Origin of the sequence: Streptomyces sp. NPDC058773 (genome assembly GCF_042746015.1) — a bacterium.
Classification (GTDB): Bacteria; Actinomycetota; Actinomycetes; order Streptomycetales; family Streptomycetaceae; genus Streptomyces.
On record NZ_JBHYPE010000017.1, the window covers coordinates 73,859 to 94,422 of the forward strand.

Annotated in this window: 18 protein-coding genes; 8 read left to right on the plus strand and 10 right to left on the minus strand. The window is 71.2% G+C overall.

What is annotated here, in order from left to right:
- Window positions 1–121: 121 nt before the first annotated feature.
- Window positions 122–865, plus strand: a complete 744-nt coding sequence (locus ACFW5B_RS17380; protein WP_386439762.1) for a hypothetical protein — start codon at window positions 122–124, stop codon at window positions 863–865.
- 310 nt (window positions 866–1,175) lie between these two features.
- On the opposite strand, the gene ACFW5B_RS17385 is transcribed toward ACFW5B_RS17380, so the two are convergent.
- Together ACFW5B_RS17385 and ACFW5B_RS17390 are read right to left on the minus strand one after the other, a co-directional pair.
- Window positions 1,176–1,913, minus strand: coding sequence for an SDR family NAD(P)-dependent oxidoreductase (locus ACFW5B_RS17385; protein ID WP_386439764.1), 738 nt, complete (start codon window positions 1,911–1,913; stop codon window positions 1,176–1,178).
- A 249-nt stretch (window positions 1,914–2,162) separates the two neighbouring features.
- The gene (locus ACFW5B_RS17390) at window positions 2,163–3,473 is read right to left on the minus strand and encodes an alpha/beta hydrolase family protein (RefSeq protein ID WP_386439766.1); all 1,311 of its coding nucleotides are present in this window, start codon (window positions 3,471–3,473) and stop codon (window positions 2,163–2,165) included.
- 636 nt (window positions 3,474–4,109) lie between these two features.
- Between ACFW5B_RS17390 and ACFW5B_RS17395 the strand changes: the two genes are divergently transcribed.
- From ACFW5B_RS17395 to ACFW5B_RS17415, 5 genes are all read left to right on the plus strand, one after another.
- The gene (locus ACFW5B_RS17395) at window positions 4,110–5,528 is read left to right on the plus strand and encodes an arylsulfotransferase family protein (protein WP_386439768.1); all 1,419 of its coding nucleotides are present in this window, start codon (window positions 4,110–4,112) and stop codon (window positions 5,526–5,528) included.
- Between the two features lie 157 nt (window positions 5,529–5,685).
- Window positions 5,686–8,001: an MMPL family transporter gene (locus ACFW5B_RS17400; protein WP_386439770.1), complete on the plus strand. Its 2,316-nt coding sequence runs from the start codon at window positions 5,686–5,688 to the stop codon at window positions 7,999–8,001.
- Window positions 8,002–8,072: 71 nt separating this feature from the next.
- A complete protein-coding gene (gene ligD, locus ACFW5B_RS17405) occupies window positions 8,073–9,044 on the plus strand; it encodes a non-homologous end-joining DNA ligase (RefSeq protein WP_386439772.1) in 972 nt (323 codons plus the stop codon).
- A 122-nt stretch (window positions 9,045–9,166) separates the two neighbouring features.
- Window positions 9,167–10,315 (plus strand): glutathione S-transferase family protein, encoded by a 1,149-nt coding sequence (locus ACFW5B_RS17410; protein WP_386439774.1) that lies wholly within the window; start codon window positions 9,167–9,169, stop codon window positions 10,313–10,315.
- Between the two features lie 123 nt (window positions 10,316–10,438).
- Window positions 10,439–10,738, plus strand: a complete 300-nt coding sequence (locus ACFW5B_RS17415; RefSeq protein ID WP_386439776.1) for a hypothetical protein — start codon at window positions 10,439–10,441, stop codon at window positions 10,736–10,738.
- 30 nt (window positions 10,739–10,768) lie between these two features.
- Here ACFW5B_RS17415 and ACFW5B_RS17420 read toward each other — a convergent pair whose 3' ends face one another.
- Window positions 10,769–12,097: a PLP-dependent aminotransferase family protein gene (locus tag ACFW5B_RS17420; RefSeq protein ID WP_386439778.1), complete on the minus strand. Its 1,329-nt coding sequence runs from the start codon at window positions 12,095–12,097 to the stop codon at window positions 10,769–10,771.
- Window positions 12,098–12,261: 164 nt separating this feature from the next.
- On the opposite strand from ACFW5B_RS17420, the gene ACFW5B_RS17425 reads away from it, so the two are divergent.
- Window positions 12,262–13,119 (plus strand): alpha/beta fold hydrolase, encoded by an 858-nt coding sequence (locus tag ACFW5B_RS17425; protein WP_386439780.1) that lies wholly within the window; start codon window positions 12,262–12,264, stop codon window positions 13,117–13,119.
- Here ACFW5B_RS17425 and ACFW5B_RS17430 read toward each other — a convergent pair.
- Window positions 13,097–14,242, minus strand: coding sequence for an RNA polymerase sigma factor (locus tag ACFW5B_RS17430; protein ID WP_386439884.1), 1,146 nt, complete (start codon window positions 14,240–14,242; stop codon window positions 13,097–13,099). The genes ACFW5B_RS17425 and ACFW5B_RS17430 overlap by 23 nt on opposite strands.
- A 5-nt stretch (window positions 14,243–14,247) precedes the next feature.
- Entirely contained in the window at window positions 14,248–14,667 is a 420-nt protein-coding gene (locus ACFW5B_RS17435; RefSeq protein WP_386439782.1) for a YciI family protein, read from the minus strand.
- A 366-nt stretch (window positions 14,668–15,033) separates the two neighbouring features.
- Between ACFW5B_RS17435 and ACFW5B_RS17440 the strand changes: the two genes are divergently transcribed.
- Complete coding sequence (locus tag ACFW5B_RS17440) at window positions 15,034–16,641, plus strand: alpha/beta fold hydrolase (RefSeq protein WP_386439784.1); 1,608 nt, start codon at window positions 15,034–15,036, stop codon at window positions 16,639–16,641.
- Window positions 16,642–16,717: 76 nt separating this feature from the next.
- Here the strand turns inward: ACFW5B_RS17440 and ACFW5B_RS17445 are convergent, their stop codons facing one another.
- From ACFW5B_RS17445 to ACFW5B_RS17465, 5 genes are all read right to left on the minus strand, one after another.
- Window positions 16,718–17,581 carry an amino acid ABC transporter permease gene (locus tag ACFW5B_RS17445; protein WP_386439786.1) on the minus strand — a complete coding sequence of 288 codons (864 nt, stop codon included), beginning with the start codon at window positions 17,579–17,581 and terminating at the stop codon, window positions 16,718–16,720.
- Window positions 17,578–18,222: an amino acid ABC transporter permease gene (locus tag ACFW5B_RS17450; RefSeq protein WP_386439788.1), complete on the minus strand. Its 645-nt coding sequence runs from the start codon at window positions 18,220–18,222 to the stop codon at window positions 17,578–17,580. The genes ACFW5B_RS17445 and ACFW5B_RS17450 overlap by 4 nt, the downstream gene beginning before the upstream one ends.
- Before the next feature lie 19 nt (window positions 18,223–18,241).
- Window positions 18,242–19,171, minus strand: coding sequence for a glutamate ABC transporter substrate-binding protein (locus ACFW5B_RS17455; RefSeq protein WP_386439790.1), 930 nt, complete (start codon window positions 19,169–19,171; stop codon window positions 18,242–18,244).
- A 14-nt stretch (window positions 19,172–19,185) separates the two neighbouring features.
- Window positions 19,186–19,929: an amino acid ABC transporter ATP-binding protein gene (locus ACFW5B_RS17460; RefSeq protein ID WP_386439792.1), complete on the minus strand. Its 744-nt coding sequence runs from the start codon at window positions 19,927–19,929 to the stop codon at window positions 19,186–19,188.
- A 172-nt stretch (window positions 19,930–20,101) separates the two neighbouring features.
- Entirely contained in the window at window positions 20,102–20,542 is a 441-nt protein-coding gene (locus tag ACFW5B_RS17465; protein WP_386439794.1) for a DUF6278 family protein, read from the minus strand.
- Between the last annotated feature and the right edge of the window lie 22 nt (window positions 20,543–20,564).

Consider the following 20,564-nt stretch of genomic DNA (forward strand, 5'->3'; position numbering starts at 1 on the left):
CAGGGACCAGCCGCCCGTTTTCCGCACGGATCAGATATGCCTCCACGGACCGGGACAAGCCGTCCCAGCTGCCCGCCCCGCCCTCGAACGGACAACCGGACTGCCGCTACGCTCCCCGCCCATGGACGACACCCTGCTGCTCCTGACCGTGACGGCCGCGGCCCTGATCGTGGGCCTGGCGGCCGGCTGGGCCGTGCAATCGGCGGTGGCCCGCCGGAAGCTGGCCCGTGAGCAAGCCTTCTTCGGGCTGCCGGACGGTTCGGAGTGTGTGCTGGTCACCCACCGGGACAGCACCTCGGCCCACTGGAGCATCCCGCGCCATGACGCGCTGGCCCTGCTGGGGCTGGCCGGGATGATCGAGACCTGCGGTGCGCACCCCGAGGTCGCGCCGCACGACACCGGCCTCCAGGGCTTCGGGGCACGGACCGAGTTCTGTGTCGGCGACCCGACCGCGCACCGCCGGCTGGCGGCCCATCTGGCGAATCTGCTGCCGGGCGTCGCGGTGCATCCCGGTGACGAGTCCGGCGCGGGCCGCGGCACCTTCACCATCGGCGGCTCGGCCTACCGGATGGAGCCCGGCGCCGTGGAGTACGTCCTGCTGGCCCGGCTGACCGCCGGTGAGGGCGACCGCCCGGTGTTCCTGGCGGCCGGCCAGCGCCCGGTCACCCACCGGGCCGCGGTCCGCCACCTGGTCCGCAACCGGGCCCGGCTGGCCCGTAAACACGGCACCGACGGCCAGTTCTGCCTGCTGCTGAAGGTGATCAATTCACAGGCGTACGGGCCCGATGTCGTCGAGCTGGTCGCGGATGTCACCAAGGCCGCGCTGACCGCCCCGGAGCCGAAGGGGCACCGCGCGGCGGCCTGAGCCACGTACTTCGGCCCCAGAATTGCCCCATAGCAGGACAATCCATGGGCCACCCGGCAAGGGAAGAGGGAGGCTCGCAGCCCCCCGCGCACCGGAAGCCAGGCCAATGGTTTACTGTTCAATCGGAAGCGGGTGCCGACCCGACGCCGGTGCCCCAGGGCCCGACGCCGGGGAAGCCGGCCACCGCCGCACGGCAGCAGGGCCACCGGCCGCCGCCGTCGCCACCCGCACCCTCGAAACCGCCCCGGCCGAAACCCCCCGTTCGGCCGGGGCTTCCCCGTTCTCAGCGTTCCCGGCGTCTTGCGCGTTTTCAGCGCAGATACGACGCGCCGTTGACGTCCAGCACCGTCCCCGAGGACCACTGCGCCTCGGGTGACGCGAGGTAGTGGACCGCGGACGCCACATCCCCGGGCACGGCGACCCGGCCGAACGGGCTCTGCTGCCGCACGTCCTCCGTGAGGCGGTCCGCGACCCGCTCGGTCTCCACGAACCCCGGCGCCACGGAGGCCACGCCGATGCCGTACGGCGCCAGGTGGACCGCCAGCGACTGCCCCATCGCATGCAGCGCCGCCTTGGACGCGCCATACGCCGGGTGATCGGGCTCGCCGCGGAAGGCGCCCCGCGACCCGATGTTGACGATCCGCCCCGCCACCTCCCGCTCGATCATGTTCCGCGCCGCGCAGTAGCTGACATGCGCCGCGCCCAGCAGATTCACGTCCACGACCTGCCGCCAGGCGTGCTGCCAGTCCTCGAAGGAGGTGCGGTCCAGCGGGTGGGCCACATTCGCGGCGGCGTTGTTGACCAGCACATCGACGCCGCCCAGACCGGCCACCGCCGCGTCGACCAGCGCCGCCGCCCCGTCGGGCGTCCCCACATCGCCCTGCACCAGCACATGCCCGCCGCCCGCCAGCCCCGCGAACGCCTCCTCCGCGGCCGCCCGCCGCGAGGCGTAGTGCAGCGCGACCCGGTCCCCGTGCGCGGCAAAGCGCTCGGCCACCGCCCGCCCGATCCCCCGTGACGCCCCGGTCACCAGCACCGCCCGGCTCACCGGGCGCCCTCCGCCCGCGCACCCGGACAGCCGCAGCAGGACGAACGACTGCGGGACATACAGGGCGCACCGGACGCCCGGGGACGGTTCATCAACAGCTCAGTCCTTACCTCGTGCCGTGCCGTGCCGCAATGACCGTAAGGAATCGTACGAGGAATGCGGAGCCGTACGAGGAATCAGGAACGGCCGGGTGATGGCCCGGCCCGGAGGCCATGGATGGCACCGGCGGCGCGGGTCATGTCTGTGCGCTCATGGCTGCACCGGAAAGAGCTGCCTCAGGCGTGCCTGAATCAGCGGGAGGCCGGCCGTGGGGACGTCATAGTGGCCGGCCCCCTCGAAAACGGCGAGGTTGATGTCGTTCGCGTTGGCCAGCATCTTGTTGACGACGTGGTAGGTGACAGCGGCCGGGCTGGTGATGTCATCGGCTCCGTAGAGCCAGAGGACCGACCCCGGAAGTGTCGAGTTCTCCAGCTTCCCCTGGTTCCGTTCGAAGAATCGCCTGTTCTCCGGCAGCGAGTTCGGACTGTCTCCGTGGATTCCCGGATAGGACGCCAAGCTGTGCGAAGGCGAGGAATTCAGATAGTTTTTGATATCACGCTTGACCATGGCATTCAGATCGTCCAGACACGTCCGCCAGTTCTGCTGATAGAACTTCAGCATATGCTGGCCGTAGATCCGTTCGGGGTCGACGCGATAGCCCGCTTGGCGTTGGGTTTTCGTGAAGTAGATGGTTTCCGCGTTGGCGAAGACCAGTTGGTCGAGCTGACGGTCCGTGGGCCGGGTCCCGGGTTTGGAGGCGTTGGCGATGTCCCGCCAGAGGAGCTTGTTCATGGCGGGGACGTCCGGGACGGGAGCGAGGGCAATCGTGCCCCGGTAGTCCAGAGCGGGCTCGGCCTTCTTGGACAACCGGGAATAGTATGCGGCGGCGAGCGCGGCGAACCCTCCCTCGGACCAGCCGGCCGGCACCCATTTCCCGGAGGCTTTGCCGCCGAGATACCGTTTCGCGGCAACCGCGGCGAAGACCATGGATTTACCCTCGCTGGAGAGATGGTAATAGCCGTGCCCGGTCGTGACGCCGGCCGCCGTCGGACCCAGCCCCTCGTAGTCCGGGGCCACGACAGCAATTCCCATCTTCAGGACGGCCGCCAACAACGCGGCGTTCGGCCCGTCAGCCCATTTCTTGTGTTCCTGGAGCTGGACGCTCGGTGCGCACTCCGGGGCCCATCCGACGGTCCCGTGCCCCCATACGAAAAGCGGCCAGCCGCCGGCCGGCGGAGTTTTCCGGGGAGTGAACAGCATGGCGGTTGCCTTGATCCGGTTTCCCTGCATACCCGGCATGCGGTAGACGACCAGTTTCCCGTCGGCCACGGTGGACAGTTCGCGGGGCACGTTGCGCAGCGGCGTGGGAGTGCCCACCACGTCGCCGTTGCCCGTGCTCGCCCCGGAGCCGTCGGAGTCCGCCGAGGGCGTGACGAGTCCGCACCCGGTGAGGGCCGTCGCCAGCAGCACAGCAGCCGCCGGCCTGCTCGCCCGTCCGACGCGTCCCATGAGGCTGCCCATCGCCGGACTCCTTCCTGTCGTCCTCCGCCCGGCCATGCACCCGGGAATGCTCCGGGAGCCGTGCTCTGTGACGGTAGACACCGACCGCCCGTTCGCGCCTGCCCAGGCGCCGGTCCGATGACCCGTTCGGGATCTCCCGGCCACGAATGCCGCCGCTCTGACGGCCCGTTGGGACGAACTGGCCACGCCTGCCTCCGTCATCGGGGCGGGTTCCGAGAACAGCCGACGGGAGTGGCGGGGCCGGGTGAACGCTCCACGGACGGAGTCTCCAGCGGGCGGTGGCGGACCGTAGTGCTTAGCGTCACCAGCACGTGCAGGTCTCCCGGCGCCGAATCCTGCTGACGGACTTCCCGGGCGCCTCAGAAGGTGACACACCGTGATGGAGAGATGATGGCAGAGCGAATGCCGTGGGCCTGCCGGGCCGTGCGGAGGACGGGCCGCACCGCGGGGACCGGCGCACTTGCCGCGGGGCTCGCCTTCGCGGGCTGTGCGGTTCCCGCCGAGGCGAGTTCACCGCCGGAGCCCCGCTTGTGCGCGACCGAGCCGGCGCCTCCGACAGGGAGCCCCCCTGCACCGGAGCTGATCACTTCGGGCCCCGGCGTATGGAGCTTCGTTTCCGCGCCGAGCCTTCATCCCATGCGGGTCAGTGTGACGGCGCGGCGTCCGGGGACGGCACCCGGGAACATCTTCGTCGGCCCGTACACCATCAGCAGCCCGATGATCGGCCAGACCGGAGCGCTGATCTCCGACAACTCCGGTGCGCCGGTCTGGTTCCGGCCGCTGCCCTCGACGAGCCTCCAGAACGCCGACTTCAAGGTGCAGACGTACCACAACCCCCGGACCCACCGGGCGGAGCCCGTGCTGACCTGGTGGCAGGGGTCCATCGCGATTCCGCCCGCGTACACCAACCTGCCGGGCGGTGCCCCCGAACCGGGCGGGTGCTACTACATCTACGACAGCCACTACCGCCTGGTCCGAACGGTTTTCGCCCGTCACGGCTTCCATCCGGACGAGCACGAATTCATCCTGACCCGCAGAGGAACCGCACTGTTCATCGCGACCAAGCCGGTCCCCATGGACCTCAGGCCCTACGGCGGTCCGGAGAACGGCGCCATCCTGGACAGCGAGGTGCAGGAGGTCGACCTCGCCACGGGGGAACTCGTCTTCTCGTGGGACATTCTCGATCACGTCAATCCGGCCGACTCCGAGGTGTCCGCCTCCGATGCGTCGTCGTCCGGAGGGGTGTGGGACGCCTACCACATGAACTCGATCGACGAGGGACCCAACGGTGAGGTGCTGATCTCGGCACGCAACATGTGGGCGGTCTACGACGTCTCCCGAAGGGACGGCCGCATCCGCTGGCAACTCGGCGGGAAGAAAAGCGACTTCACCTTCGGTCCGAACGCGGACTTCTTCTGGCAGCACGACGCCAGGTTCCGGCCGGGAAGCCGGATCAGCATGTTCGACGACGGCTGCTGCAACCAGCCGGACGGCACACCGGAGCAGGAGTCGCACGGCCTGATCCTCAACCTCGACTTCGCGCACCGCCGGGCGACCGTCGACCGGACCTATTACCACGCACCGCCCCTGTTCTCCGCCTCCCAGGGGAACACCCAGGCCCTTCCGCACGGGAACCAGTTCATCGGGTGGGGGCAGAACTCCTACTACTCGGAGTACGCCGCCCCGGGAAACTCCCAGAACAACGGCGAGCAAAACCTGCTCTACGACGCGAAGATGCCGGGCTCCGACATCTCGTACCGTGCCTTCCGCAACCGATGGGTCGGCAAGCCGTACTATCCGCCGAGTGCAGCGGCACGAGCCTCGGGCGGACGCAACGTCGTCTACGCCACGTGGAACGGATCCACCGAGACCAGAGGGTGGCACCTGCTGGCCGGGCCCCGCCCCCACTCCCTGCGGGTCGTCGGACGCGCCGCCCGCACCGGGTTCGAGACGGCGCTCACGACAGCGGACCGGGGCCCGTACTTCCAGGTCAGGGCCCTTGACGCCCGGGGGCGGGTGCTCGGTGCGTCGAGCGTCGTGACGCCGGCCGGATAACCGCGAGCACGGGAGACGGGCGCACGTCGGGGCGCAGCCGCCTGCACCCGTCCGGCCGACACCCGCTTCCCCGGTGGACGTGCCGCGGCGGCCGGACCGCCGTTGAATGCTGACTGTCCGCAGGTGCCAGGAGGGCCGGCCCTCATCGGGAGCACGCATGTCATTGCCGAAGACCCCGGACGTCCCCGCGTCCGGCGCCCCCCGTACCCGGGGGGCGCTGCGCCGCATCGGTGAGTGGTGCGCCCGGCACTTCATCGTCGTCATCGTGCTGTGGCTGGTCGCCCTGGCGGGGCTTCAGTTCCTGCAGCGCACCTACGGCGGGGAGTACTCCGACGACTTCGCGCTGCCCGGGGTCCAGTCGACGCAGGGCCGCGATGTGCTCAAGGCGCACGACCCGAAGGCCGGCGGCTACAGCAGCCAGGTGGTGCTGCACGACGCCGGCAAGCCGCTGACGGACTTCCGCGGCGACATCGACGGCGCCGTCACCGCGCTCGGCAAGCTGCCGGATGTGCTGTCCGCGCAGAACCCGCTTCCGGCGCCCGGCGCACCGCCCCCCAAGCGGCCGCCCGGGACGCCGGACGTCGGGCCGCTGTCCACCGACGGGCGGACCGCGTACATCACGATGCGGTTCAGCGTGCAGCCGTCCACCCTGAAGCCGGACTATCTCCACGGTGTCGACGCGGCCGTTCGGCCGCTGCGCTCGGCCGGTGTGGAGGTGGAGTACGGCGGGCCGCTGGGCGAGCTGGCCCGGCCGGAACCCGACGACCGGACCAGTGAGGTGATCGGCTTCGGGGTGGCGGTCCTGGTGCTGCTGATCGGCTTCGGGAGCGTCCTGGCGGCCGGTATCCCACTGCTGACCGCGCTGATCGGCGCGCTCTGCGGGCTGGGGTGCCTGGGGCTGCTCGCCGCCGTCTTCGTCTTCGCCACCGTCTCCCCCACCCTGGCCACGATGATCGGCCTCGGCGTCGGCATCGACTACGCGCTCTTCCTGCTCACCCGGCACCGCCAGAACCTCATGAACGGGGCCGACCCGGTGACCGGCGCGGGCCGGGCGGTGGCCACCAGCGGCCGGGCGGTGCTGGTGTCCGGCTGCACGGTGATCATCGCGCTGATGGGCCTGTGGGTCTCGGGCGTCTCCTTCATCGGCAAGCTGGGCGTGGCGGCCGCCATCACCGTGGTCTCGGCGGTGCTCGGCGCCCTCACCCTGGTACCGGCGCTGCTCGGGCTGATCGGCCGCCGTATCGACCGGCTACGGGTCCGCCGCCCGATCGCCGAGACGGACGCCGGGCCGGGCGAGGAGGCACGCGGCACCTGGCACCGGTACGCGCAGCGGGTGGAGCGCCGCCCGTGGTGGTACCTGGCGGGCGGGGTGCTGGTCGTGGTCGTGCTGGCCCTGCCGGTCTTCTCGATCCGGCTGGGGCACATCGGCGACGGCGCGGACCCCAAGTCGTTCACCGACCGGCGCGCCTTCGACCTGATGTCCTCGGCGTTCGGCCCAGGTTCCAACGGCCCGCTCACCCTCGTCATCGACCAGTCCGCGGTACCGCAGGCGGATCGCCCGATGCTGGCGCAACAGGCCGGGAAGACGCTGGCGGACGTCCCGGGCGCGGCCTACATCACGCCGCTGAAGGCCACCCCGGACGGCGCGGTGCTGACCGGGACCGCCTACTCCACCCAGGCCCCGCAGAACGCGGACACCACGGATCTGGTCAACCGCCTCAAGCACGGCCTGCTGCCGGACGCGGTGAGGGGGACCGACGCGCACGGCTATGTGACCGGCACGACCGCGGGCCAGGTGGACTTCCTCGACATCGTCGCCAGCCGGCTGCCGCTGATCATCGCCGTGGTCGTCGCGCTCGCCTTCGTCATCATCCTGGCCGTCTTCCGGGGCGTGCTGGTCGCGGTGAAGGCGGCGGTGCTCAACGTGCTGTCGATCGCCGCCTCGTACGGGGTGGTGGTGGCGGTCTTCCAGTGGGGCTGGGGCGGGCCGGCGCTCGGGGTCTCGGGCACGGTGCCGATCGAGAGCTACGTCCCGATGATGATGTTCGCCATCGTCTTCGGGCTGAGCATGGACTACGAGATCTTCCTGCTGTCGCGGGTGCACGAGGCCTGGCTGCGCACCGGCGACGCCAAGGCGAGCGTGGCGCACGCCCTGGAGATCACCGCCCGGGTGATCACCTGCGCCGCGCTGATCATGGTGAGCGTGTTCGCCGCGTTCATCATCAGCGACAACATCGTGGTGAAGATGCTGGGCCTGGGCCTGGCGGTGAGCGTGCTGATCGACGCCACCGTGGTCAGACTGCTGCTGGTGCCCGCGGTGATGACACTGCTGGGTCCGGCGGCCTGGTGGACGCCCCGGTGGCTGGACAAGGTCCTGCCGCATGTCCGCACGGAGGGCGAGGAGCAGCTGCCCTCCGAACCGCCCCGCGGGGACGCCCCCCGGAGCCCGGCCCGGCCGGGCGGCGGCGCCTGAGCCCCCGGGGCGGGGCGGCCCCGGCCCCCGTCCGATCTGCGAACGCCCCCGGATCGCCCGATCATCGAACCATGGCGCCGTCCGCCGAGCGTGGCTCGGCCTCGTACCCCGTGATCCGGCCGATGCTGGCCACGCTCGGCCCGCTGCCCGCCGGGCACGAGGAGTCGGCCTGGGCGTTCGAGGCCAAATGGGACGGGGCGCGCTGCATCGTCAACACCCCCGGCGACGGCACCCTCCGGCTGGTCACCCGGGCGGGCAATGACGCCACCGACAGCTACCCGGAGCTGGCGCCGCTGGGTGAGCAGCTGCGCGGGCGGCCCGCGGTGCTCGACGGCGAGGTGGTGGTGCTGGACGCGCGCGGCCGGCCCGACTTCGGGCTGCTGCAGCGCCGGATGGGCGTGGTGAACCCGCGCCGCACGGCCCGGCTGGCCATGGAGCACCCCGTACACCTGGTCCTCTTCGACCTGATGTATCTGGGCGGCTCGCTCCTCGGGTCGCCGTATTACGAGCGCCGGTCACTGCTGACCGGGCTGCGGCTGCGCGGCCCGAACTGGTCGGCGCCCGAGTATGTGGCGGGCCAGGGGCAGCAGGCCTGGGAGGCCTCGCTGCAGGCCGGTCTGGAAGGGGTGGTGGCGAAGCGGCTCAGCTCGGCCTACTTGCCGGGGGTGCGGTCGCCCGAGTGGCGCAAGACCAAGCATCTGCTGACCCTCGACGTGGTCATCGGGGGCTGGCTCGAAGGCCATGGCGGGCTGGCCGGACTCCCCGGTTCGGTCCTGGCGGGCGTGGCGGAACCCGCGGGGCTGCGCTATGTCGGCTCGGTCGGCTCCGGGCTCTCCGACCGGGAGCGCCATGAGCTGGCGCGGTACCTGGAGGTGATCCCGCTCGACCACTCGCCGTTCGTCAACGCGGTGGACGTGGCGGGTGCGCACTGGGCCGAGCCCCGGCTCGTCGCCGAGATCACGCTCACCGGCTGGACCTCGGCGGGGCGGCTGCGGCACCCGACCTGGCACCGGCTGCGGCCCGATCTCACCCACCTCGGCTGAGGCGGGCGGCGCGGTGGCCCGGACGCCGCGGTGCGCCGGGCGGCTGATGTGAGGGAATTCCCGCCCCGGTCCGGGAAGGCTCGCCCTGGAACCGGAGCAACCACAGACGGAAGGAGCCGGTGATGCCCCAGCCCGACGCCGGCGACAACGGCGGCCCCACGGACGGCACCCCGGATGCCACCACCGCCGGCAATGTCGCGTACGGCAGGAAGCCCTTCAAGCGCTCCAGGAGCCACTTCGCGGACCGCATCACGGCGGACGGCCGCGACGGCTGGCCGGTCGAGGCCGGCCGCTACCGGCTGGTGGCCAGCCGCGCCTGCCCCTGGGCGAGCCGCGCCGTGATCTCCCGGCGGCTGCTCGGCCTGGAGGAGGCGATCTCGCTCGCCGTCACCGACCCGATCCAGGACGACCGCAGCTGGCGCTTCACCCTCGACCCGGACGGCCGCGACCCGGTCCTCGGCATCCGCTTCCTGAGCGAGGCCTACGACGCCCGCGAGCGCGGCTACCCCGGCGGGGTCAGTGTGCCCGCCGTCGTCGACGTGCCCAGCGGGCAGCTGGTCACCAACGACTTCCAGCAGATCACCCTGGACTTCGCGACGGAGTGGACGGCGCTGCACCGGCCCGGCGCACCCGATCTGTATCCGGAGCCGCTGCGCGAGGAGATCGACGTCGTCATGGCGGGCGTCTACCGTGACGTCAACAACGGCGTCTACCGGGCGGGTTTCGCCACCACCCAGAGCGAGTACGACGCCGCCTTCCGCGATCTGTTCCGCCGCCTGGACCTGCTGTCCGAGCGCCTGCACGACCGCCGCTACCTCGTCGGCGACACCCTCACCGAGGCCGACATCCGGCTGTTCACGACGCTGGTCCGCTTCGACTGCGTCTATCACGGCCACTTCAAGTGCAACCGGTTCAAGCTGGCCGAGGACCCGGTGCTGTGGGGCTACGCCAAGGACCTCTTCCAGACCCCCGGCTTCGGCGACACCGTCGACTTCCACCACATCAAGCAGCACTACTACCAGGTGCACACCGGCATCAACCCGACCGGCATCGTCCCGGGCGGACCGGACCTCTCCGGCTGGCTGACACCGCACCACCGCGAGGAGTTGGGCGGCCGGCCGTTCGGCGACGGCACCCCGCCGGACCCGGTGCCGCAGGCCGAGGAGGTCCCGCCGACCGGACGCCCCGAGCATCTGCTGACCGGCGCGGGACCCGCATCCGCGGCCCGGCCGCCGGAAACCGGCCCCGGCTCCCGGGCCGTGAGACCCTGAGAACAGGACGGACACACACCAGCGGTGCACCGGAGCTTTCCCGGGCAGGCGCCGCGCACCCGGGCTCCCGGTTCGCCGCCGCACTCCACCCGCCCCACGCCCGTCACGCGAGGAGTGAGCCCGATGAGGATGGTCCTGACGGCCCGGATACCGACCGAGACCGGCAACGAAGTGATCCAGAACGGCAGTCTGCCGAAGATCATGGAGACGGCCCTCGCCGCCCTGCAGCCGGAGGCGGCCTACTTCACCCTCGACGGCGGTGAGCGGACCGCCTACTTCTTCTTCGACATGGCCCAGTCGTCGCAGATGCCGACGCTCATCGAATCGTTCTTCATGGACCTGCACGCCAAGGTCTCGCTCAAGCCGGTGATGAACACGGCGGAGCTGCGCACCGGCCTCGGGCACCTGATGAGCGGCACCTGAGCCGCCGCCCGCCCCGGCCGGTCGGTTGCCTCACTCCGCCCCGGTGTCCTCCGGCGCCCCCTGCGCGAGTCCGGCCAGTACGCCCAGCGCCTCGGCCAGCACGTCGACGGGCGGCGAGGCGAGCGCCAGCCGTACGGCGTTGGGCGCGTGGCCGGCGCCGATGGCGAAGGCGCCGGACGGGGTGACGGCGATCCCGCGGCGCGCGGCGGCGGCGACAAAGGTGTCGGCCCGCCACGGGTCCGGCAGTTCCCACCAGCAGTGATACGCCTGCGGATCGGCCCGGACCCGGAAGCCGGCGAGGCGTTCGGCGGCGATCCGCTGACGGGCCGCGGCGTCGCCGCGCTTCTCCTCCTCGGCGGCCGCCGCGGTGCCGTCGGCCATCCAGCGGGTCGCCGCGTCGAGCGCGAAACGGGAGGCGGTCCAGGTCCCCGTCCGCAGCGCGGTCGCGAAATCCGGTGTGCGGCCCTCCGGCACGGTGAGGAAGCCCAGCGACAGTCCGGGCGCCAGCCGTTTGGACAGGCTGTCGATGACCACGGTGCGCTCCGGCGCGAGGGCGGCGAGCGGGGACAGGTCGGCGCGGAGGAATCCGTAGATCGCGTCCTCGATGGCGTACAGGCCCAACTCCCGCAGAATCGCGGCGAGTTCGGCGCGCCGGTGCGCGGGCATGGTGACGCCCAGCGGGTTGTGCAGGGCGGGCTGGACGTAGACGGCGCGCAGGGGCGGGGCGGTGCGCAGCGCCTCGGGGGTCAGACCGTGTTCGTCCATGGCGAGCGGGACGAGCGTGACACCGAGGCGGGCCGCGATGCCCTTCACCACGGGGTAGGTGAGCGTCTCGACGCCGAGCCGCTCACCGGCCGGGACGAGTGCGGCGATCGCCGCGGCCAGCGCCTGCCGGCCGTTGCCCGCGAAGAGCAGCTGCCGGGGGCCGGGGGTCCAGCCGCCACGGGCGAGGTGCGCGGCCGCCGCCTGCCGGGCGACGTCCGTGCCGACCGCGCCCACCGGGCGGAGCGCGGCGGCCAGCGCGTCGGGGCGCAGCAGCTGCCCCAGGCTCTTGGCGAGCAGCGCGGGATGGCCGGGCAGCACCGGAAAGTTCAGCTCCAGGTCGACCCGGGCCGCGGCCGGCTCGGCCAGGGCGGGTTCGGCCGCGGGTGCGGCGGAGCGGACGAAGGTGCCGCGGCCGACCTCGCCCACGGTGAGCCCGCGCCGGCTCAGCTCCCGGTACACCCGGGCCGCGGTGGAGCTCGCGATCCCCCGGTCCCGGGCGAAGCGGCGCAGCGGCGGCAGCCGGTCCCCCGGGCGGAGCCGGCCCGCGGCGATGTCCGCCGCGAGGTCATCCGCGATCCCGCGATAGTCGTCCATCGGTCCTCACTCCCACCACGCACCGGCACTGGCATCGGCCCCGGCCCCGCCGTAGCTTTCCCCACATTGCACCGAGTGCATTTTCGCCATTGCACCGAGAGATTGCCCTCTATAGCATCGAACCGTCAAGTCGCAGCGGCATCACAGCAGAGGGGGCGCACTCCATGGGTTCGGTCAAGTGCCGGGACATCACGGTGGGATACGAGGACGAGGGCGGCGGTGCGCCCCTGGTGCTCGTGCACGGCCACCCCTTCGACCGTTCGATGTGGCGCCCGCAGACCGAGCACTTCAGCCGGGCCGGATGGCGGGTGATCGTCCCGGATCTGCGCGGCTACGGGGAGAGCACGGCCGTTCCCGGGACGACCCCGCTGGAGACCTTCGCCCGCGACCTCCGCGCCCTGCTCGACCGGCTCGGCGTCGACCGCTTCGTCCTCGGCGGGCTGTCCATGGGCGGCCAGATCGTCATGGAGTGCTACCGGCTCTTCCCGGAGCGGATCCGGGGCCTGGTGTTCGCCGACACCTTCGCCGCGGCGGAGACCGAGGAGGGCCGGGCCGGGCGGCAGGCCATGGCGGCCCGGCTGCTCCACGAGGGCATGGCCGGCTACGCGCAGGAGGTGCTGGCCAAGATGGTGTCCGCGCACACCCTCGCCCACCGGCCGGACGTCGCCGCCCATGTCCTGGCGATGATGACGGCCACCGCCCCCGAGGGCGCGGCCGCCGCCCTCCGCGGCCGCGCCGAACGCCCCGACTACCGGGACCTGCTCACCCGGATCGCGGTGCCGGCCCTGGTGGTGGCCGGCACGGAGGACGCCTATACGCCGGTGAGCGACGCCCGCGACATCCACGCACGGGTCCCGGACGCCACCCTGGCCCTCATCGAGCGGACCGCCCATCTGCCGAATCTGGAACGGCCGGAGGAGTTCAACGCCGTGCTGACGGAGTTCCTCCACTCGCTGCCGGATGACGCCGAGGGCGGTTCCGTGCGGACGGACCGTCCCGTCAGCGGCTCCGTCGGGCGTTGAGCCGGGCGGCCTGGCGCGTCAGATGGTCGCGTTCGGCGAGGTCGGGCGCCTTGTGGGCGGCCTCGGCGTAGAGCCGTGCCGCGGTCTCCAGATCGCCGTCGCGCTCATGGAGGTACGCCGCCGCGGCGGTGTACCGCGGCACCCCGTCGTCCAGCTCCGCGAGCGCCGCCAGCCCGGCGCGCGGTCCGTCGGCCTCACCGACGGCGACCGCGCGGTTGAGCCGGACGACCGGGCTGCCGGTCAGGCGCTCCAGCTCGTCGTACCACTCGACGATCTGCACCCAGTCGGTCTCGGCGGCGGTGGGCGCATCGGCGTGCAGCGCCGCGATGGCGGCCTGGGCCTGGAACTCGCCCAGCCGGTCGCGGGCGAGGGCCGCCTGCAGGAGCTCCACGCCCTCGGTGATCAGCTCGGTGTCCCACCGGCCGCGGTCCTGCTCGGCGAGCGGCACCAGGCTGCCGTCGGGCGCGGTCCGGGCGGCCCGCCGGGCGTGGTGGAGCAGCATCAGGGCGAGCAGCCCCGCCACTTCGGGGTGGTCGACCGCGTCCGCGAGCTGCCGGGTGAGCCGGATGGCCTCGGCGGTGAGATCGACGTCGCCGGAGTAGCCCTCGTTGAAGACCAGGTAGAGGACGCGCAGCACGGTCGCGACATCGCCGGGCCGGTCGAAACGTACACCGGCAACGGTCCGCTTGGCCCGGCTGATGCGCTGCGCCATGGTCGCCTCGGGAACCAGGTACGCCTGGGCGATCTGGCGGGTGGTCAGCCCGCCGACGGCGCGCAGCGTGAGGGCGACGGCGGACGACGGCGTCAGCGACGGGTGGGCGCACAGGAAGTACAGCCGCAGCGTGTCGTCCGCCGCGGGCACCGGCCCCGGCTCCGGCTCCTCGCCGACGCGGTCCTCCCGCCGACGCCGGGCGGCGTCCGCCCGGGTCGCGTCCAGGAACCGGCGCCAGGCCACGGTGACCAGCCAGCCCTTCGGATCGCGCGGAGGGTCGGCCGGCCAGGCGCGGACCGCCTCGACCAGCGCGTCCTGCACCGCGTCCTCGGCCGCCGCGAAGTCGGCTCCGCGGTGGACGAGGACGGCGAGGACGCCCGGCGTGAGGCTCCTGAGCAGGGCCTCGTCCATCTGCGTCACGTGTAGGTGCACTCCGTGGTGCTGGGCTTGGCGCTGAGGAACGGACGTACCTCCAGCCACTCGTGGATCGGCCTGCCGCCCGCACCGGGAGCGGCCGACAGCTCCCCGGCCAGCTCGACGGCGCGCTCATGGCTGTCGACGTCGATCACCATCCAGCCGGCGATGAGGTCCTTGGTCTCGGCGAACGGGCCGTCCGTGACGGGCGGACGCCCCTCGCCGTCGTACCGGACCCACGACCCTTCGGGGGCGAGTGCCTGACCGTCGACGAACTCGCCGGTCTTCTCCAGCCGGGCCGCGAAGTCGTTCATGTACTGCACGTGCGCCGAGATCTCCTCGGGCGTCCACTGGTCCATCGGCACGTCGTTCACCGCAGCCGGAGCGCCACGGTAGTGCTTGAGCAGCAAATACTTGGCCATCGTCGTTCTCCTCGGTCCGGTGCGACCCATTGTGGCCGCCTTCACCCCGGGGACGGAGCGGGCCACGGGTTCTCGACATCACCGGCCGAAGTTTTTTGAACGCGTGAGCGGAGGAGTCCGGGAGCGCCGCCCGGGCTCCGGGCCGCACCCTCCGGAGCGTCAACCGCGGGCCCGGCCAACGCGGCACCCCGGAGCCGCAGCGCCCCGACTCCCCCTGGACCCAAGGGCGTTACCCACCCGTAACCTACCGACGGGTTACCAGAGGTAAGGGGTGGACTTTACTCTCCAGTCACATTCGGGACCGCCGCGCGCCCCACCTGTCTCCGGACAGCGTGCGGCGGCCCGCATCGAGATCTGGAGCAGAGAATGACGCCCTCCCGTACGACGCCGCGGCGCGTCGCGATCGGCACCGTCTCCACGGCCGTCCTCGCCGCCACGGTCCTGACCGGCGCACCGGCCACCGCCCAGGCGGCGACACCGGAAGCCGCCCCCACGGCGGCGGCTTCGGGCGGCGCCGCCTCGCTGCGCTTCGTCGACATCGAGGGCGCCGGCGGTATCACCCTCAAGGCGAACGTCTTCACCCCGCCCGGCGCCGACGGCACCCGGCGCCACCCCGTCATCGTGCTGCCCACGAGCTGGTCGATGCCGCAGGTCGAGTATCTGGCGCAGGCCAGGAAGCTGGCCGAGGCGGGCTATGTGGTCGTCGGCTACAACTCCCGCGGGTTCTGGCAGTCCGGCGGGGAGATCGACACGGCCGGCCCGAAGGACGTCGCCGACGCCTCCAAGGTCATCGACTGGACGCTGGCCCACACCCCGGCCGATCCGCAGCGGGTCGGCATGGCCGGGGTCTCGTACGGCGCCGGGATCAGCCTGCTGGCGTCGGCGTTCGACAAGCGGATCAAGGCAGTTGCTGCGCTCAGCGGCTGGGGCGACCTCATCGACTCGATCTACAGCGGCCGGACCCAGCACAAGCAGGCGGGGGCGATGCTCGGCGGCACCGGCGCCCTGACCGGACGTCCCAGCCCCGAACTCCGCACGATCCTCAAGAACTTCCTCTCCGGCGACCTCAGCAAGGAAAAGGAGATGATCGAGTGGGGGCGGAAGCGCTCCCCCAGCACCTATCTCGACAAGATCAACCACAACGGCGCCGCGATCATGCTGGGCAACGCCTGGGGCGACTCCCTCTTCCCGCCGAACGAGTACGCCGACTTCTACGAGAAGCTCAAGGGCCCCAAGCGGCTGGAGTTCCGCCCGGGTGACCACGCCACGGCCGAGGGGCTCGGACTGCTGGGACTGCCCAACGACACCTGGACCAACACCAAACGGTGGTTCGACCACTACCTCCAGGGCGCGGACAACGGCATCGACCGCGAGTCACCGGTGCTGCTCAAGTCCCGTTCCACCGGCGCGTACGAGGGCTACAAGAGCTGGCGGGACGTACCGTCCGCGCACCGGAAGATCGAGCTGGCGGACGGCAAGCGGATCCACACCAACTGGGACTCCGGCGCCAACGGCGGCCTGATCTTCCTCTCCAGCATGATGGACCAGTTCTTCCGGCTGCCGCCGATGGCCTCGATCCCGCTGCTGCCGCGCCCGCTCGCCGCCGTCTGGCAGTCCGAGCGCTACGACACCGGACAGCGGGTCAGGGGAACCACCCGGCTGCACACCACCCTGACCAGCACCGCGGAGAGCGGCACCGCCATCGCCTACCTCTACGACGTGGGTCCGCTCGGCCTCGGCAAGCTGATCACCCACGCCCCGTACACCTTCCACAACAAGACCCCGAACCAGCCGTTCGGCATGGACCTGGACCTTTTCTCCACGGCCTACGACGTACCGGCCGGGCACCGTCTCGCGGTGGTCGTGGACACCGTCGACCCGCTGTACATCGAGCACAACCCGTCCGGCGCCCGGCTGGAGTTCTCCTCCCCGGCGGACGATCCGTCGTATGTGTCGGTGCCGGTGCGCGATTAGGGCGCGCACTGTCCAGCCGTGCCACCGGCGGTCCGGAGATTCCGCGGGCCGCCGGTGCGGCCGGCCGGTCCGGGGGTCACACCGGCGGCTGCTGGCCCCCGGGCAGCAAGGTGCCCGGCTCCGGCGGGGCCACCTCGGCGGCCTCCACCTTGGGATTGCGCTTCTGCCGCTTGGCGACCCAGTTGGCCAGCCAGGACAGCAGCATGCACATCCCGATGTAGATCGGCGAGATGATCATGACGACGGGGATGAACGGCAGGTCGTAGTCGAGGTTGGACGCGATGAGCTTGCCCGCGTGCAGGAACTCCTCGTAGGTGATGAGGAAGCCGAGCGAGGTGTCCTTCAGGGCGACCACCAGCTGGCTGATGATCGCCGGGAGCATCGCCCGGACCGCCTGCGGGACCAGGACATGCGTCATGACCTGGGTCTTGCGCATGCCCAGCGCGTAGGCGGCCTCCCGCTGGCCGCGGTCGACCGAGTTGACACCCGTACGGAACACCTCGGCGAGCACCGAGCCGTTGTAGAGAGTCAGCCCGGCGACCAGGGCGGGCAGCGGCTCCGCCTTCAGGGCGACATAGATGAAGAAGATCATGACCAGGACGGGCATCGCCCGGAAGAACTCCACCAGCAGGGTGCACAGCCAGCGGGCGAGCCGGTGCTCGGAGAGCCGGCCGGTCGCGAGCACCGCGCCGAGCGCCACCGACAGCACCGCCGCGAAGGCGAAGGCCTTCAGGGTGTTGCCCAGACCCCGGAGCAGAAGTTCCTGAATGCCGACGTAGGTGAACGGCGTCCACTTCGCCGCGACGAACTGGCCGGTGGCGAAGAGCAGATAGACGATCCAGGCGATCAGCGCGAGGATCACCGCCGTGCCGGCGATGCCGTAGAGCCGGTGCCGCTGCCGGGTCCGCGGGCCGGGGACGTCGTAGAGGGCGGTGGTCATCGGGCGACTCCGAAGCGCTTCTCCAGCACGTTGAAGATCGCGCTGATGGTCAGGGTCACGAGCAGATAGCCGACGGCGATCCAGACGAAGGTCCAGATGATGCTGTAGCCCATCTCGTTGAGCGGCTTGTAGACCCCGAGGAGTTCGAAGACGCTGAAGGCGCCGGCGATCGCGGAGTTCTTGGCGAGCGCGATCAGCGTGGAGCCGATGGGCGGGATGACGGACCGGAAGGCCTGCGGCAGGACGATGTCGCCGAGGGTCTGCGGGAAGGTCATGCCCAGGCTGCGGGCCGCCTCGCCCTGCCCCACCGGCACGGTGTTGATGCCGGAGCGCACCGCCTCGCAGATGAAGGCGGAGGTGTAGCAGCCCAGCGCCAGGATGGCGAACAGCTTGAAGGGCAGCACCAGGCCGAACCGCGGCAGCCCCAGCACCACGGCGAAGAACAGCAGCGTCAGCGGCGTGTTGCGCAGCACCGTCACCCACGCCGTGCCGAAGGCCCGCAGCGAGCCGACCGGTGCGACCCGGAACGCGGCCATCAGGAAGCCGAGGCCGAGGGCCAGCAGGGAGGCGTAAACGGTGAGTTCGACGGTGCCCAGCAGGCCTTCCCCGTAGAGGGAGAGGTTGTCCAGGAGAACGTTCATCGGTCCGTTCCTTGCCGGCTCAGGTCGCCGGGTAGCGGTCGATCGGGGGCGGCTTGGGGGCGGGCACTCCGGACAGGCCGAGGGTCGCCTCGTACGCCTTGCGCCAGAGGCCGTTCTTCTCGGCCGCGGCGAGGGCGTCGTCGAGCGCGAACCGCAGCGCGTTGTCGCCGCGGGGGACGCCGATGCCGTACGGCTCCTCGGAGAACGGCTTGCCGACCACCTTCAGCTCGTCGGGCACCTTGGCGGCGTAGCCCAGCAGGATCGCGTCATCGGTGGTGACCGCGTCGACCTGATAGGTGAGCAGGTTGTCGACGCACACCGAGTAGGTGTCGTACGAGACCAGGACCGCCTCGGGGTACTCGGTCTGGATGCGCTGGTACGGGGTCGAGCCGGCCGCCGAGCAGACCCGTTTGCCGGCCAGGTCCTGCGGCCCCCTGATGTCCTTCTCGTCGGTGCGCACCAGCAGCGACTGGCCGGCCAGGTAATACGGGCCGGCGAAGCCCACCAGTTTCTTGCGCTTGTCATTGATGGTGTACGTCCCGACGTACATATCGATCTGGCCGTTCTGGAGGGCCGTCTCACGGTTCGCGGAGGCGATCGTCTTGAACTCGATGGTGTCGGGCGGGAAGCCGAGGGCGGCGGACATCATCCGGGCGATCTCGATGTCGAAGCCGGCGTAGCGGCCGGAGGCCGGGTCCCGCTCGCCGAGGTAGGGCTGGTCCTCCTTGACGCCGATGACGAGATGGCCTCGGCGCTTGGCCTTCGCCCAGGTCGGGGACTCGGGCAGGGAGAAGTTTTTGGCGACCGGGTACTGGGGCAGTTCATTGCCCATCGGGCCCTTGACCGGCGGGCTGCCGGCCCGTCCGCAGCCGGCCAGGGCCAGCGCGAGCACGGTGAGCGCGAGCGCCATGAGGGCGCGGCGCAGGGGCGAGGAGTGACGGTGCGGCATCGCGGCGCCCCCGTTCAGTGCTTGAGGATCTTGGAGAGGAAGTCCTTCGCCCGTTCGCTGCGCGGTGCGGTGAAGAACTCCTCGGGGGTGCGGTCCTCGACGATGCGGCCGTCGTCCATGAACACCACACGGTTGGCGGCGGAGCGGGCGAAGCCCATCTCATGGGTGACCACGACCATCGTCATGCCGTCCCGGGCGAGCCGGCGCATCACCTCCAGCACCTCGTTGATCATCTCCGGGTCGAGGGCGGAGGTCGGCTCGTCGAAGAGCAGCGCCTTGGGGTCCATGGCGAGGGCGCGGGCGATGGCGACGCGCTGCTGCTGGCCGCCGGAGAGCTGTGCGGGATATTTGTCGGCCTGGGAGGCCAGCCCGACCCGGTCCAGGAGTTCCCGGGCGTGCCGGGCGGCCTCGTCCTTCTTCTGCTTACGGACCTTGACCGGCGCCAGCATCACATTGGCCAGCACGGTCTTGTGGGCGAAGAGGTTGAAGGACTGGAAGACCATGCCGACTTCGGCACGCAACCGGGCGAGCGCCCGGCCCTCTTCGGGCAGTGGCCGGCCGTCCAGTTCGATGGTGCCCGACTCGACGGTTTCCAGGCGGTTGATGGCCCGGCACAGCGTGGACTTCCCGGACCCGGAGGGCCCGATGACCACGACCACCTCCCCGCGGCCGACGGTGAGGTCGATGTCCCGGAGGACATGAAGTTTTCCGTAGTGCTTGTTGACCCCGCGCAGTTCAATCAGCGCATCACCGGCCATATGCAGACCTGCCCACTCTCATCCGTACAGCGGAGAGCCCGCAACCTACCGGGGCATCTGGGGCACTTCTCCACTGACACGCACGTATGCGCGGAGATGGGCGGATAAATCAGGGTTACCGATGAACGTCGCGCGGGCCGCTGAACGACTCCCCGCTCCCGTGACGCCGGTGTCAGGTCTCCGAGACCTCGGCGTAGACCTGGGAGAGTTCGGGCGCGCCGGTGTCGGCCCAGTCATGGCCCGCCGCCACCACGTCGATCTCCCGGCCGGACGCCAGCCGGACCACCGGCTGCCCGTCGGGCCAGACATGCCAGACGGCGCCGCGGACCGTGCGGACCAGCACCGTGCCCAGGTAGAGACCGGCGTCGTTGCCCAGCCAGGGGAGCACCTCGGTATCGTCCCGCCATACGGGCTGGAGCTGGTCCAGCAGCTCCAACGAGCGGATGGAATCGTCCAGTTCCACGCCCGCGGCGGCGGCCTGGGCCCGCAGCAGCTCGCACTCGGACAGCAGCTCGACGACGCTCTCGGGGTCGGCGCGCACCGACTCCGAGAGCGGGACGGACCGGTGCGCTTGATGACGCTTGCGCCACTTGTCCAGGAAAGACATGTTCATGGTGTGCAGGGTCCCACCCCTC

What these genes read in the sequence shown, in the direction of transcription:
- ACFW5B_RS17380 (WP_386439762.1), top strand. Translation starts at nt 122, where the DNA reads ATGGACGACACCCTGCTGCTCCTGACCGTGACGGCCGCGGCCCTGATC.
- ACFW5B_RS17390 (WP_386439766.1), bottom strand. Translation starts at nt 3,473, where the DNA reads ATGGGCAGCCTCATGGGACGCGTCGGACGGGCGAGCAGGCCGGCGGCT.
- ACFW5B_RS17395 (WP_386439768.1), top strand. Translation starts at nt 4,110, where the DNA reads ATGCGGGTCAGTGTGACGGCGCGGCGTCCGGGGACGGCACCCGGGAAC.
- ACFW5B_RS17400 (WP_386439770.1), top strand. Translation starts at nt 5,686, where the DNA reads ATGTCATTGCCGAAGACCCCGGACGTCCCCGCGTCCGGCGCCCCCCGT.
- ligD (WP_386439772.1), top strand. Translation starts at nt 8,073, where the DNA reads ATGGCGCCGTCCGCCGAGCGTGGCTCGGCCTCGTACCCCGTGATCCGG.
- ACFW5B_RS17410 (WP_386439774.1), top strand. Translation starts at nt 9,167, where the DNA reads ATGCCCCAGCCCGACGCCGGCGACAACGGCGGCCCCACGGACGGCACC.
- ACFW5B_RS17415 (WP_386439776.1), top strand. Translation starts at nt 10,439, where the DNA reads ATGAGGATGGTCCTGACGGCCCGGATACCGACCGAGACCGGCAACGAA.
- ACFW5B_RS17420 (WP_386439778.1), bottom strand. Translation starts at nt 12,097, where the DNA reads ATGGACGACTATCGCGGGATCGCGGATGACCTCGCGGCGGACATCGCC.
- ACFW5B_RS17425 (WP_386439780.1), top strand. Translation starts at nt 12,262, where the DNA reads ATGGGTTCGGTCAAGTGCCGGGACATCACGGTGGGATACGAGGACGAG.
- ACFW5B_RS17430 (WP_386439884.1), bottom strand. Translation starts at nt 14,242, where the DNA reads ATGGACGAGGCCCTGCTCAGGAGCCTCACGCCGGGCGTCCTCGCCGTC.
- ACFW5B_RS17435 (WP_386439782.1), bottom strand. Translation starts at nt 14,667, where the DNA reads ATGGCCAAGTATTTGCTGCTCAAGCACTACCGTGGCGCTCCGGCTGCG.
- ACFW5B_RS17440 (WP_386439784.1), top strand. Translation starts at nt 15,034, where the DNA reads ATGACGCCCTCCCGTACGACGCCGCGGCGCGTCGCGATCGGCACCGTC.
- ACFW5B_RS17445 (WP_386439786.1), bottom strand. Translation starts at nt 17,581, where the DNA reads ATGACCACCGCCCTCTACGACGTCCCCGGCCCGCGGACCCGGCAGCGG.
- ACFW5B_RS17450 (WP_386439788.1), bottom strand. Translation starts at nt 18,222, where the DNA reads ATGAACGTTCTCCTGGACAACCTCTCCCTCTACGGGGAAGGCCTGCTG.
- ACFW5B_RS17455 (WP_386439790.1), bottom strand. Translation starts at nt 19,171, where the DNA reads ATGCCGCACCGTCACTCCTCGCCCCTGCGCCGCGCCCTCATGGCGCTC.
- ACFW5B_RS17460 (WP_386439792.1), bottom strand. Translation starts at nt 19,929, where the DNA reads ATGGCCGGTGATGCGCTGATTGAACTGCGCGGGGTCAACAAGCACTAC.
- ACFW5B_RS17465 (WP_386439794.1), bottom strand. Translation starts at nt 20,542, where the DNA reads ATGAACATGTCTTTCCTGGACAAGTGGCGCAAGCGTCATCAAGCGCAC.